The following is a 12,440-nucleotide window of genomic DNA, read 5'->3' as shown; positions in this document are numbered from 1 at the left end:
AGGCTCACGCCGCCGGATAGAGGCCCAGCGTGCGCGCGTGCAGGCGCGCGAGGCCCAGCAGGGCATCGGTGAACGGCGTCTGCACGCCGGTTATCGCGCCCAGCTCGCGCACCGAGGCGACAAACGCATCGAGCTCGACCGCCTTGCCTGCCTCGACGTCCTGCAACATCGACGTTTTCATCGCGCCGAGCTTGAGCGTGACGGCGTGACGATCTTCCGGATCCTGGTCGATGGGAATGCCGAAGCGCGCGCCGATCTCCTTCGCTTCGAGCATGACGTTCGTCACGAAGCCGCGCACGAGATCGTCGCTCAGGATGCGGTCGGTGGTCGCGCCGGTGATCGCGCTGATGGGGTTCATCGTCATGTTGCCCCACAGCTTGAACCAGACGTCGCGTTGAATCTGCGTGGAGAGCGTGGCGTCGAAGCCGGCCTTCGAGAAGAGCGACACGAGCGATTCGGTGCGTGCGGTGGGCGCGCCCGTCGCTTCGCCGAGAATCAGGCCTCTGCCCTGACGATGCCGGATGACGCCCGGCGCTTCGACGAAGCAGCTAGCATGCACGACGCAGCCGACCGTCTGCGCGCCTGGAATCGCCGCGGCGATCGTGCCGTGCGGATCGACCGACGAGAGGCGCTTGCCCGCGAAAGGCTCGCCGAGACCGTCGCAGAACCACCAGGGCACGCCGTTCATCGCGGTCAGCACGGTCGTGTCGCTTGAAAGCAGCGGCGCGATATGCATGGCGACGGATTCCATCGCGGGCGCCTTCACCGCCACGATGACGAGATCCTGCGCGCCGAGATCCGTGGGTTCGGCGCTTGCCGCGACCTTCACCGTATGCGTCGCATCGGTCTCGACGAGCCGCAGCCCTTCTTTCTTCAACGCGTCGAGCGTCGCGCCGCGTGCGACCACGCCGACATCGCAGCCCGCCTGCGCGAGCTTCACGCCGATCCATCCACCGATGGCGCCCGCGCCATATACGCATACTTTCATGGTCCCGATCCTCGCTCATGGCAATCATCCGATCGCCATTGTAAGAGCGGGACGCGCTGCGCGCCGCGCAATCAGTGCGCGATGCCCGTGGCGAGCTTCGCGACCGTCAGCAGCGTCAAACCGAACGCGCCCGCGAGCATCACGGCGATGACCGGCAAGAGCGGCAGCTTCACATGCGCGAAATCGGCGTTGTGCGACGCGCGCTTGCGCACGCCGAAAAAGCTCCAAAACACGATGCGCATCATCTTCAAGAGTTCCATGAGCGGCTCCTTCACGTGGGTCCGAATCGATCTTTCATGCATCGATGTTGCGCGCCGCGTCATGTGAAAAACAGCAGCAGATGCGGTGTATTCGGCGGTAGCAGAACGGCGCGTGGCATTGACTGCTACCGTCGAATTCATCGCAACTGCTGCTTTCGGAATGCGGCGACGCCCTCTATCGTTGGCCTTCTTTCCGCCATGCCGCTGCTTCCATGTACCAATACACCGAGTTCGACAAATCCTTCGTGAGGAGCCGCGCCTCGCAGTTCCGCGATCAGCTCGAGCGCTGGCAGGACGGCCGTCTGAGCGAAGATGCGTTCCGTCCGCTGCGCCTGCAAAACGGATGGTACGTGCAGCGCCATGCGCCGATGCTGCGCGTGGCCGTGCCCTACGGCGAGCTGTCGAGCGCGCAATTGCGGATGCTCGCGCGCATCGCCCGCGAATACGACAATCCCGATCCCGAAGTCTATCGCGCCGCCAGCGAGGCTCAGCGCAAGCTCGGGACCGAACGCCTGCCGACGCATTGCGCGCACTTCACGACGCGCACCAACGTGCAATTCAACTGGATCCCGCTCGACAAATCCGCCGACGTGATGGACCTGCTCGCCACCGTCGACATGCACGGTATTCAGACGAGCGGTAATTGCATTCGCAACATTTCCTGCGATGAACGCGCGGGCGTCGCGCCCGACGAAGTGGCCGATCCGCGTCCGTTCGCCGAGATCATGCGGCAATGGACGACGCTGCATCCCGAATTCGCCTTTCTGCCGCGCAAGTTCAAGATTGCGATCACGGGTGCGAGCGAGGATCGTGCGGCGACCGCGTGGCACGACGTCGGCCTGCAACTCGTGCGCAACGATAGCGGCGAGCTCGGCTTTCGCGTGAGCGCGGGCGGCGGCATGGGGCGCACGCCGGTCATCGCCACGTTGATGCGGGAGTTTCTGCCGTGGCGGCACATCATGAACTACATCGAGGCGATCGTGCGCGTGTATAACCGCTACGGACGCCGCGATAACAAGTACAAGGCGCGGATCAAGATTCTGATGAAAGCCGAGGGCCAGCGCTATATCGACGATGTCGACGAAGAGTTCCGGCAGATCGTCGAGCACGACGGCGCGCCGCATCTCATCTCGCAGACGGAACTCGACCGCGTGAGTGCGTCGTTCGTGCCGCCCGCGTTGAATGCGCCGCTTACAACGTTCGATGACATCGACCCGGACGCCCATCCGCTCTTCGCGCGCTGGCTGCAACGCAACGTGGCGCGGCATAAGGACCCCGCGCTGCGCATCGTGACGCTGTCGTTCAAGCGGCTGTTGCAAGCACCGGGCGATGCGAGCGCGGACCAGCTCGACATCGTCGCGAATCTCGCCGATCGCTTCTCGGCAGGCGAAGCGCGCGTCACGCACACGCAGAATGTCGTGCTGCCTTGGGTGCGTGCAAACGAGCTATTCGCGCTATGGCAAGCCGCGCGCGAAGCGGGCTTGGCGAGCGCGAACGTGCAGCTTCTCACCGACATGATCGCGTGTCCCGGCGGCGACTTCTGCGCGCTCGCGAATGCTCGTTCACTGCCGATCGCGCAGGCGATTACCGAGCGCTATGAAGATCTCGACGAGCTCGACGATATCGGCGAAATCGATCTGCATATCAGCGGCTGCATCAACTCGTGCGGGCATCATCACAGCGGGCATATCGGCGTGCTCGGCGTCGACAAGGACGGACGCGAGTGGTATCAGCTCACCCTCGGCGGATCGGACGGCAGCGCGGCGAGCGGCACGGCGCAGCCCGGCAAGGTGATCGGCCCGTCGTTCAGCGCAGCCGAAGTGCCGGATGTGATCGAGGCGATTCTCACGACTTATCGCGACACGCGCGAGCGCCATGAGCGCTTCATCGACACCGTGCGCCGAGTAGGCCTCGAACCCTTCAAGGCCGCAGCCCATGCAGCCCGAACGAACGACGAGGAGACGGCATGAACGACATTCGACGCATGCGCATTCTCGCGCATCAGGATCGCGACGCGGATACGAACGAACGTGTCGCGATCCTCGCAAACGACGACGATCCCCGATCGCTGAAAGATCGTTTCGCGGAGATAGATCGCATCGAACTGCACTTTCCGCACTTCACCGACGGGCGCGCTTATAGCCAGGCTTATCTGCTGCGTCGGCGTCTGGGTTTCGAAGGGGACTTGCGCGCAACCGGCGACGTGTTGATCGATCAACTCGTGCAAATGGAGCGGACGGGGTTTTCGAGCGCGGTGCTCAAGGAAGGGGTGGATATCACTGATGCCGAACGACAGTTCGCACGTTTCGCCGGCTACTACCAGGGCGATCTGGCGTCAAACTGAAGCGCGCATTCGGATCGAAATAAGAACACTTCGACGCCTTTCAAGAGCCGCCACGCGAAAAAAAATTGCACTGGAAACATAGCGCTCCGGTATTGAAACGATAGCCTTCGCTCCTACTTTGAATGCACAGGCAGCGATAACCGCGCTGTCGTTTCAACTTCCTGCTGCCGGCCACGTTGGGCCGCATATCGGAGACTGGACCATGAGTGACTTTTATTTTGGCGGCGACGTTTTTTCGGAGCTGGATCGCATGCAACGGCAGGTGTCCTCGCTCTTCGGCAATCTTCCTTCCAGCATTCGTTCGAGCCGTGCGGATGCTTTCCCTCGTCTGAACATCGGCAGCACGGATGATGCGATTCACATCGTCGCGTTTGCGCCGGGCGTCGAGCCCGCTTCGCTCGATGTGACCGTCGACAAAGGCACGCTCACCATCAGTGGCGAGCGCAAGGCGCAAGCAACAGTGGAAGGCGCCCGCACTTATGCAAAAGAACGCTTCAACGGCAGTTTCCGCCGCGTGATCGAGTTGCCGCAAAATGCGGACGCCGACAAGGTCGAAGCGCGCTATGAGAACGGCACGCTGTCCATCACCATCGGCAAGCGCGAAGCGTCGAAGCCGCGCGCGATCACCATTCAGTAAGAGGGAAAACATCATGACCGATAATACGCAAGTCGCCCCGCAAGGCACGAACGAAGTGGCGCGCAAGAACGAAGACGCGGTGCGCCGCGCAACGGTGACGCCGGCGGTCGATATCGTCGAGGATAGCCACGGCATCACGCTCTGGGCCGATCTTCCCGGCGTGTCGCGCGAGAAGCTCGACGTCAAGGTGCACGATGCCCGCCTCACCATCGAAGCCGAAGCGGAGCTGCCCGTGCAAGGCGCGGTGCGTGTGCATCATGCTGAATTGCGCGCACCGCGTTTCGCACGCGCCTTCACGGTGAGCGACGACTTCGACACGACGAAGATCGACGCGAATCTCACCAACGGCGTCCTCAGGCTGACGATTCCGCGTCGCGAGGAAGCCCGTCCGCGCCGCGTCGAAGTGCGTGCAGGATAAGCGCTGACAACAACGCTATAACTTTCGCTTCGAACGGCCGCGACCTCTTCGCGGCCGTTTTTCTTTTTTGCGCTGCACGCACGCCTCTATAATCGTCAGCGGCGGCTTAAAGCCGCCTCCGCTCAAATACTCATGGAAAGAAGGGACTATCGTGAAGAGGCTGTTGACGGTGTTGTTGGGTTCGATGCTGGCCGTGTCGATCGGAGTGCATGCAAAAGAATGGTCGACTATCCGCTTCGGTGTCGATGCAAGTTATCCGCCTTTCGAATCGAAAGCACCAGACGGCACGCTGGTCGGCTTCGACATCGATGTCGGCAATGAACTCTGCCGGCGTCTCAACGCGAAATGCGTGTGGGTCGAAAATGCATTCGACGGCATGATTCCCGGCCTCAAATCGCGCAAGTTCGACGGCGTGCTCTCCACGATGTCGATGACACCCGCGCGCGTCAAGCAGATCGCGTTCTCCAGCAAGCTCTTTCATGTGCCCACGCGCCTCGTCGCCAGACGCGATTCGAACATCCAGCCGACGGCGGATTCGCTTGCGGGCAAGACGGTCGGCGTCGAGCAAGGCTCGATGCAGGAAACGTACGCGAAGGCGCATTGGGGCGCGAAGGGCGTGAAGGTCGTGTCCTATGCGGATCAGGATCAGGTCTATCAGGATCTGCTCGCCGGCCGCCTCGACGCGTCGCTGCAAAATGCCGTACAGGCCGAACGCGGCTTTCTCGAGACGCCGCGCGGCAAGCCCTACGGCTTCGCGGGCGGCGCACTGGAAGACAGCGCGATCTTCGGGCCCGGCACGGCCATCGGCTTGCGCAAGGAAGACACCGACCTGAAGGAAAAGCTCGACGGCGCCATCGCCGCGATGATCAAGGACGGCACCTACAAGCGCATCGAGCGGAAGTACTTCGACTTCGATATCTACGGCGAATAACGTGAGTTAACGACGATGACGCAGCCCGCGAACGATCGATCGACTGTGCATCGCGCAGCCGTGCAAGGCTATACGGCCAACGCGGATAGCTACGTGCTCGGGCGGCCCGACTATCCGCCGGCACTCGCGGGCTGGCTCACCGATACGCTCGGGCTGAAACCCGGCGCGAGCGTCGTCGATCTCGGCGCGGGCACCGGAAAGTTCACGCCGCGTCTCCTGCAGACGGGCGCGCGCGTGATCGCGGTCGAACCGGTCGATTCGATGCGCGTCAGGCTCGCGGCCGCGCTGCCCGATGTCGAGGCGCTTGCCGGCACCGCGCAATCGATGCCGCTCGGGAACGCATCGGTCGATGCGGTCGTGTGTGCGCAGTCGTTTCACTGGTTTGCAAGCCGCGCCGCGCTCGACGAAATTCATCGCGTGCTGAAGCCGGGCGGCCGCCTCGGCCTCGTGTGGAATCTGCGCGATGCGCGCGTGCCGTGGGTCGCGAAGCTCGATGCCATCGTCAACCGATACGAAGGCGACGCCCCGCGCTATTACACGGGCGCATGGCGCAACGCATTTCCGCATGAAGGCTTCGGTCCGCTCGTCGATACGCATTTCTCGCTCGGCCATACGGGTTCGCCCGAAGATGTGATCGTGCATCGCGTCCGCTCGACGAGCTTCATTGCGTCACTGCCTGAAGCAGCGCGCGCCGAAATCGATGCAGCGGTGCGCAAGCTGATCGAATCTCAACCCGAGCTCAGCGGCAAGCATGAAGTCACCGTGCCTTACGAGACCGCCGCGTTCGTTGCGATCAAGTTATGAGCATCGGCACGCAAGCGAGCACTGCGCACGAGCCGACAGTAGAATGAATACCGCCTTCGCATTCCTTTTCCGAAGGCTGAGAATGGAACAACGGCCCCAACACCGACAACGAGGCCGCGCCCGAATGGAGATGTGATCCGCACGATGTGATTCGTTCCCGCGAGGAGAGTCCATGAAAGTGCTCGCCGTTCATCCCAGCGGCCTGATGTACACCCGCGTGTTCCTCCGACTCGAGCCGCTCGGACTCGAAACCGTGGCGGCGGCCGTGCGTCAGGCAGGACACGATGTGCGCCTGATCGATCTGCAAGTCGAAACGCACCGCGACTTCGACCGCCTCGTGCGCGCATGGCGCCCCGACGCGCTCTGCTTCTCCGGCAACTATCTCGCCAACATCCCCGAAATCATCGATCTCGCCAGGACGGTGAAGACGCTGCTGCCCGATTGTTTCGTGTTCGTCGGGGGACATAGCGCATCGTTCACCGCAAGCGACATCCTGCGTCATGCCGAAGGCGCGATCGATTGCGTGCTCAAGGGCGAAGGCGAGGCATCGGTGAATGCTCTGCTTCAGGCGGCCGCGACGAAGAGCGACCTGCTCGCGGTTCCCGGCGCGGTCACGACCGACGGCTCGGGGCCGCCGCCGCGCTTCGTCGAAAGCCTCGACGACGTGCTGCCCGCGCGCGATCTGCTGCGGCATCGGCGCAAATATTTCATCGGCACGCTGGACCCGTGCGCATCGATTGAATTCGCACGCGGCTGTCCGTGGGACTGCACCTTCTGCAGCGCGTGGACTTTCTATGGCCGAAGTTATCGTTCGCGCAGTCCCGAGATCATTGCAAAGGAACTTGCGTCGATACGCGAGCCGGGCGTGTTCATCGTCGACGATGTCGCGTTCGTGCACGCGGAGCACGGCATGGAGATCGGCCGTGCAATCGAGCGGCACGGCATCCGCAAGAAGTACTACCTCGAAACGCGCGGCGACGTGCTCCTGCGCAACAAGGACGTCTTCCGTTTCTGGCGCACGCTCGGTTTGCAGTACATGTTTATCGGCATGGAAGCGATCGACGCCGAAGGACTGAAAGCGTTTCGCAAGCGCATCACGCTCGACAAGAATTTCGAAGCGCTCGAATTCGCGCGCTCGCTGGGCATTACCGTCGCGCTCAATCTCATCGCCGATCCCGAATGGGACCGTGAACGCTTCGAAACCGTGCGGCAATGGTGCCTCGATATTCCTGAGATCGTGAACATCAGCGTCAACACGCCCTACCCCGGCACGGAGATCTGGCTGCGCGAACAGCGGCGTCTCACCAGCCTCGATTACCGGCTCTACGACATTCAGCATTCGGTCTTGCCGACGCGCCTGCCATTGCCCGAGTTCTATGCGGAGCTCGTGCGCACGCAGCAAGTACTCAATCGCAAGCACATGGGCTGGGCCGCATTGCGCGGCGCGGCGGGTCAGGCCATGCACTTGCTGATGCATGGACAGACGAATTTCGTGCGCATGCTGTGGCGCTTCAACTCGGTATTCGATCCGCGCCTGCAACTGGCCGATCATGCGCGCGAGGCTCGCTACCTGATGACGCCGCCGCCCGCGCCGGACGCATCCGCGAACGTCAAGGCCGTTTATGTTCACGGTCCTGCGGGACGCAGGTCGCGCCGCATCGACGATGCAACCGAGAAGTTCGTCGACGAAACGAGAATGGGCGCCGATTAGCGCCTCCCCAACAACCCACAAGCAACGAAAGAGGAGACAGCGATGGCGACACTCAAGCAGATGCAGGCGAAACTGAAGAAGCTGCAGGCGCAGGCCGAGCAATTGATCGCGAAGCGCGCGCAAGCCGTGCTCGACGATATTCGCGCGATGATGGACAGGCACGGCCTCACGACCGCGGATATCGACCGGCACGGCAGGAAGGTCAAACGCGCCGCGAAGCCGCACGTGGCCTTACCCGCGCCGGCGGGTCGCCACGAAGCGATGACGAAGCTCGCAAAGAAAGGCAAGCTGCCCGCGAAGTACCGCAATCCGAAGACGGGCGAAACATGGAGCGGCTGGGCGCGCCCGCCTGCGTGGATAGCCGGCGTGAAGGATCGCAGCAAGTTTCTGATCGACGCGGAAGGCGCGGAGAAGCCGGTCAAACCCGAGGCGGCCAGCAAGAAAGCGGCGGTTAAAAAGCCTGCGAAGAAAGCCACGACAGCGCAAACGAGCACGCCGGCGGCGAAGAAAAAAACTGCGGCGCCTGCTGCGAAAAAAGCGTCTGCGGCCAACGCGGACGCGAAGCGCAGCGCGCCGCGCAAACGCGCTGCGAAAGCGGCACCGAGTGCCGCGACCGTGCCTGAGCAGGACAATGCGGACGCGGCGCCGGCGTCGGGCGTCTCGTCATCGGTTTGAGCTTTATTCAGGAACGAGCGGAAGAATCGAAGGATGCGCGGCAAGCGCCGCGCGCCCATAAAGTTTCTGGCGTCGGCATGGTGCTTGCGTCTATCCAGATACACACGCCGACAATGCCGAGGACGCCATGCATCAGTCGATCGAATCGCACGAACTGACGAAGATCGATATAGCGCGCTTTCAGGTCGTGCAAGTCTCGGATGGCACTTTCACGGTCGTACTGTGGGAAGCCCCCGACACCGACGCGGATGATCCGCCCGCGCTGCGTCCGCAGGCGTCGACACTCACCATTCGACTGTGCGATCCGCTCAATGCAGTGCGCCGAAAAGATGTCTGCGAACATTTGCGGGCGCAGCTTGCGGCGTCGCGGGCCAGGCAAATGCATAGCTTGGCCGCCGCGTAATCCCATTGTTTGAGATCGGCGAAAACTCAATTGGCTTTTCGTGCGATTAAAAAACAGCTCAGTCCTTCTACACTCCGTTCGCATGTCGGGAGCGTTTTGTAGCGAACAACGCGCCTCTCCGATTGCAGTTGTTACTGTCAGACAACTGCATCCTTATTTTCGACGGAGCAATCTCGTGAACAAGCGACTCGTAGTGGGCTTTGCTATTGCATTGAGTTCTCTTTTCGCCGGTTCGGCATTCGCAAGCGGCTATGGCCCGGCGCCGCATTATCGTCCCGATACCGGCGCGCCTGCTTCACAGCGTGGCGTCAGCGCGCAAACGTTCGCGGCGGAAGAAGCCGCGCAAGGTCGCAGTGATTTCGGCAATACGGAACGCACCGCACAGATTCAACGGGGACAGGTTTCCGCATCGGCTTCTTCTCAAGCCGCGCAATAAGATCAATCGGGCGGACATGATGATTCGATTCGCCGTGTCCGCTTCTAAAAACCCTTAATCGCTTTATCCAGAAAAGTCCAAAGCGCATCATCCAGAGAATACGGGACGTTGAAACGAAAGCACGCGCTTTCTGCATCATCGGGACGGAAATAAGAACCGGGCGCGAGCCATATGCCGTGCTGCAACGCGCGCGTTGCGACTGCGCTTCCGTCTGCGGGATCGATCGGCAACGCACCCCACACGAAAAGTCCCGCACGCGGACGCCGGAACAGCTCGACGCCCAATGCGTCCATGCGCTCCTCCACGAGCGCATGCGCGTCTTTCAGCTTTTCCACGACGAATTCCACATGCCGCGCATAGCGCCCTTCCGTCAGCACTTTCTCGACGATGCGCTCCGTCGCCTCCGATGACGTCAGGCCCACGGCCATCTTCGTGCGCGCCAGTTCGCGCAACACATCGCGTTCAGCGACGACATAGCCGCAGCGCAGCGCGGGCGTGATCGTTTTCGCGAAACCGCCGACGTACAGCACGCGGCTCAGCCCTTCCATCGCCGCGAGCAAGGGCGCGCCGGGCGGCGCGAGCTCGCGGTTCACATCGTCCTCGACGACCCACAGGCCGTGGCGTTCCGCGATCTGCATCAGACGAAACGCCGACGCCATGCCGAACGTCGCGCCCGTCGGATTCTGCAAGGTCGTGTTGAGGAACACCGCTTTCGGCCGATGCTCGACGACGATGCGCTCGAACACGTCTGTATCGATGCCCGCGGCCGTGCGCGGCACGCCATGCACCTTAAGACCGGCGAGCCGCAGAATCTGCAGCAGATTGCAGTAGCCCGGATCTTCGACGACGACCGCATCGCCCGGACGCAATAACGTGCGCACGATGAGATCGAGCGCCTGCGTCGCGCCCGCCGTCAACAGCACGTTCGTCGCGGCATCGACCGGCAGGCCGTGACGGTCCATCTGCTCCGCGATCCGCTCGCGCAGCGGTGCGAAGCCATACGGATGCCCGTAATCCGCGATGCGCGCCGCCGGCACGCGACTCACCGCGCGCAGCGCATGTTGCAGGCCGCTCTCGTTGACCCATTCGTTAGGCAGCCAGCCGCAGCCTGATTTGATCGGCACCGAATGATCGGCGAATACGTCCGAGAGAAGCCACGTCGCGGTGAGGCTCGGCGGCTGCCAGGCGACCGCCTGCACGCGTTCGCTGCGCCCGCGCGCGGCCACGCGATAGCCCGAGCCGCGCCGCGCGGTGACGAGGCCCATCGATACGAGCCTGCCGTACGCCTCCGTCACCGTGAACGTGCTGAGGCTTTCAGCCTCGGCGAGACGCCGCACCGACGGCAGGAGCGCGCCCGCGCGCAGCGTCTGCTCTTCGATCGCCGTGGAAAACGCGTGCACAAGTTGTTCGACGAGCGTCGGCGCCTGCCGCGTGCCGCGCTCCAGCTTGAGTTCGATCATGGATTCGAGAATAGCGCGGCCGACGCGCGCCAACCAATACAGTCCGCAGCATTTTGCCAGCACAGTTGGCAGCGCAGTGATTCAACTGTCTATGCCGTGCAATTTTGCCGAGGAATACAGTGCAGTGACCGTTCTTTCCGAGGAGGAGACCCGCCATGAATGCTCGCCCCGTCATCGATGACCTTTCGTCGTTCTGGATGCCGTTCACCGCCAATCGCCAGTTCAAGGCCGCGCCGCGCCTGCTCGAAAGTGCGAAGGGCATGTATTACCGCTCGACCGACGGCCGCGAAGTGCTCGACGGCACGGCGGGCCTCTGGTGCGTGAACGCAGGCCATTGCCGGGACGAGATCGTCGATGCGGTGCATAAGGCGCTTTCGACGCTCGACTTCGCGCCGACCTTCCAGATGGGTCACCCGCTCGCATTCGAAGCCGCGACCAGGGTTGCCGATCTGATGCCCGAAGGACTCGACCGCATCTTCTTCACCAACTCGGGCTCGGAGTCGGTCGATACGGCGCTCAAGATCGCGCTCGCCTATCATCGCGCGCGCGGCGAAGGCCAGCGCACGCGACTCATCGGCCGGGAACGCGGCTATCACGGCGTCGGCTTCGGGGGGATTTCGGTCGGCGGCATCGCGCCGAATCGCAAGACGTTCTCGGGCGCGCTGTTGCCGTCGGTCGATCATCTGCCGCATACACACGATCTCGCGCACAACGCGTTCACGAAAGGGCAGCCCACATGGGGCGAGCATCTTGCCGAGGATCTGGAACGCATCGTCGCGCTGCACGATCCGTCGACGATCGCGGCCGTGATCGTCGAGCCGCTCGCCGGTTCCACGGGCGTGCTCGTGCCGCCGCAGGGCTACTTGCAGAAGCTGCGCGAGATCTGCACGAAATACGGCATTCTTCTGATTTTCGATGAGGTCATCACCGGCTTCGGGCGTCTGGGCAAGGCGACGGCGAGCGAGTACTTCGGCGTGACGCCCGATCTCATCACGATGGCCAAGGCGATCAACAACGCGACCATTCCGATGGGCGCTGTGGCCGCGCATCGCAACGTGCACGACACGGTCGTCAACGCGGGCGCCGCTAACGCCATCGAACTGTTCCACGGCTATACGTATTCAGCGCACCCGGTTGCGACTGCCGCGGCCATCGCGACGCTCGATCTGTATCGGCGCGACAAGCTGTTCGAGCGCGCGGCGTCGAAGGCCGAAAAGTTCGAAAGCGCCGCGCACGCGTTGCGCGATGCGCCCTTCGTGAAGGACATCCGCAATCTCGGGCTCGGGGGGGGGGGGGGGGGGGGGGGGGGGGGGGGGGGGGCGGGGGGGGGGGGGGGGCGTGGGGGGGGGGGGGGGGGGGCGGGGGGGGGGGGG

At 63.0% G+C, this 12,440-nt stretch carries 14 protein-coding genes; 10 read left to right on the top strand and 4 right to left on the bottom strand.

From position 1 onward, the window contains the following. Positions 1-4: 4 nt before the first annotated feature. Together NCR38_RS15785 and NCR38_RS15780 are read right to left on the bottom strand one after the other, a co-directional pair. Positions 5-988: a 2-dehydropantoate 2-reductase gene (locus NCR38_RS15785; protein WP_250477341.1), complete on the bottom strand. Its 984-nt coding sequence runs from the start codon at positions 986-988 to the stop codon at positions 5-7. 71 nt (positions 989-1,059) lie between these two features. Continuing rightward, positions 1,060-1,248, bottom strand: coding sequence for a DUF2970 domain-containing protein (locus NCR38_RS15780; RefSeq protein WP_061116125.1), 189 nt, complete (start codon positions 1,246-1,248; stop codon positions 1,060-1,062). Between the two features lie 212 nt (positions 1,249-1,460). On the opposite strand from NCR38_RS15780, the gene NCR38_RS15775 reads away from it, so the two are divergent. From NCR38_RS15775 to NCR38_RS15740, 8 genes are all read left to right on the top strand, one after another. After that, a complete protein-coding gene (locus NCR38_RS15775) occupies positions 1,461-3,218 on the top strand; it encodes a nitrite/sulfite reductase (RefSeq protein ID WP_061116023.1) in 1,758 nt (585 codons plus the stop codon). Further along, positions 3,215-3,592, top strand: coding sequence for a DUF934 domain-containing protein (locus NCR38_RS15770; RefSeq protein ID WP_061116024.1), 378 nt, complete (start codon positions 3,215-3,217; stop codon positions 3,590-3,592). Before NCR38_RS15775 ends, NCR38_RS15770 begins: the two co-directional genes overlap by 4 nt. A 202-nt stretch (positions 3,593-3,794) precedes the next feature. Further along, positions 3,795-4,229 (top strand): Hsp20/alpha crystallin family protein, encoded by a 435-nt coding sequence (locus tag NCR38_RS15765; protein WP_061116025.1) that lies wholly within the window; start codon positions 3,795-3,797, stop codon positions 4,227-4,229. A 13-nt stretch (positions 4,230-4,242) separates the two neighbouring features. Beyond that, positions 4,243-4,647 carry an Hsp20/alpha crystallin family protein gene (locus NCR38_RS15760; RefSeq protein WP_250477340.1) on the top strand — a complete coding sequence of 135 codons (405 nt, stop codon included), beginning with the start codon at positions 4,243-4,245 and terminating at the stop codon, positions 4,645-4,647. 151 nt (positions 4,648-4,798) lie between these two features. Next, positions 4,799-5,578 (top strand): ABC transporter substrate-binding protein, encoded by a 780-nt coding sequence (locus tag NCR38_RS15755; protein WP_061116027.1) that lies wholly within the window; start codon positions 4,799-4,801, stop codon positions 5,576-5,578. A 15-nt stretch (positions 5,579-5,593) separates the two neighbouring features. Continuing rightward, positions 5,594-6,382 (top strand): class I SAM-dependent methyltransferase, encoded by a 789-nt coding sequence (locus tag NCR38_RS15750; protein WP_061116028.1) that lies wholly within the window; start codon positions 5,594-5,596, stop codon positions 6,380-6,382. A 172-nt stretch (positions 6,383-6,554) separates the two neighbouring features. Beyond that, positions 6,555-8,093 carry a hopanoid C-3 methylase HpnR gene (hpnR, locus tag NCR38_RS15745; protein ID WP_061116029.1) on the top strand — a complete coding sequence of 513 codons (1,539 nt, stop codon included), beginning with the start codon at positions 6,555-6,557 and terminating at the stop codon, positions 8,091-8,093. Between the two features lie 42 nt (positions 8,094-8,135). Next, positions 8,136-8,768, top strand: a complete 633-nt coding sequence (locus NCR38_RS15740; RefSeq protein WP_061116030.1) for an H-NS histone family protein — start codon at positions 8,136-8,138, stop codon at positions 8,766-8,768. A gap of 7 nt (positions 8,769-8,775) precedes the next feature. Here the strand turns inward: NCR38_RS15740 and NCR38_RS15735 are convergent, their stop codons facing one another. After that, positions 8,776-9,111 carry a hypothetical protein gene (locus NCR38_RS15735; RefSeq protein ID WP_250477339.1) on the bottom strand — a complete coding sequence of 112 codons (336 nt, stop codon included), beginning with the start codon at positions 9,109-9,111 and terminating at the stop codon, positions 8,776-8,778. A 235-nt stretch (positions 9,112-9,346) separates the two neighbouring features. Here NCR38_RS15735 and NCR38_RS15730 point away from each other — a divergent pair, with 235 nt between their 5' ends. Then, positions 9,347-9,607 carry a hypothetical protein gene (locus NCR38_RS15730; RefSeq protein WP_061116032.1) on the top strand — a complete coding sequence of 87 codons (261 nt, stop codon included), beginning with the start codon at positions 9,347-9,349 and terminating at the stop codon, positions 9,605-9,607. Between the two features lie 44 nt (positions 9,608-9,651). Here the strand turns inward: NCR38_RS15730 and NCR38_RS15725 are convergent, their stop codons facing one another. Then, on the bottom strand, positions 9,652-11,067 hold the full coding sequence (locus NCR38_RS15725; RefSeq protein WP_061116126.1) for a PLP-dependent aminotransferase family protein: 1,416 nt from the start codon (positions 11,065-11,067) through the stop codon (positions 9,652-9,654). A gap of 155 nt (positions 11,068-11,222) precedes the next feature. Here NCR38_RS15725 and NCR38_RS15720 point away from each other — a divergent pair. After that, positions 11,223-12,440: aspartate aminotransferase family protein (locus NCR38_RS15720; RefSeq protein WP_250477338.1), on the top strand; the 1,218-nt coding region annotated here is incomplete at its 3' end.

Source organism: Caballeronia sp. INML1 (assembly GCF_023631085.1).
GTDB lineage: Bacteria > Pseudomonadota > Gammaproteobacteria > Burkholderiales > Burkholderiaceae > Caballeronia > Caballeronia turbans.
The sequence above is the reverse complement of the archived record's forward strand: the minus strand, read 5'-3'. Positions and strand labels throughout refer to the sequence as shown.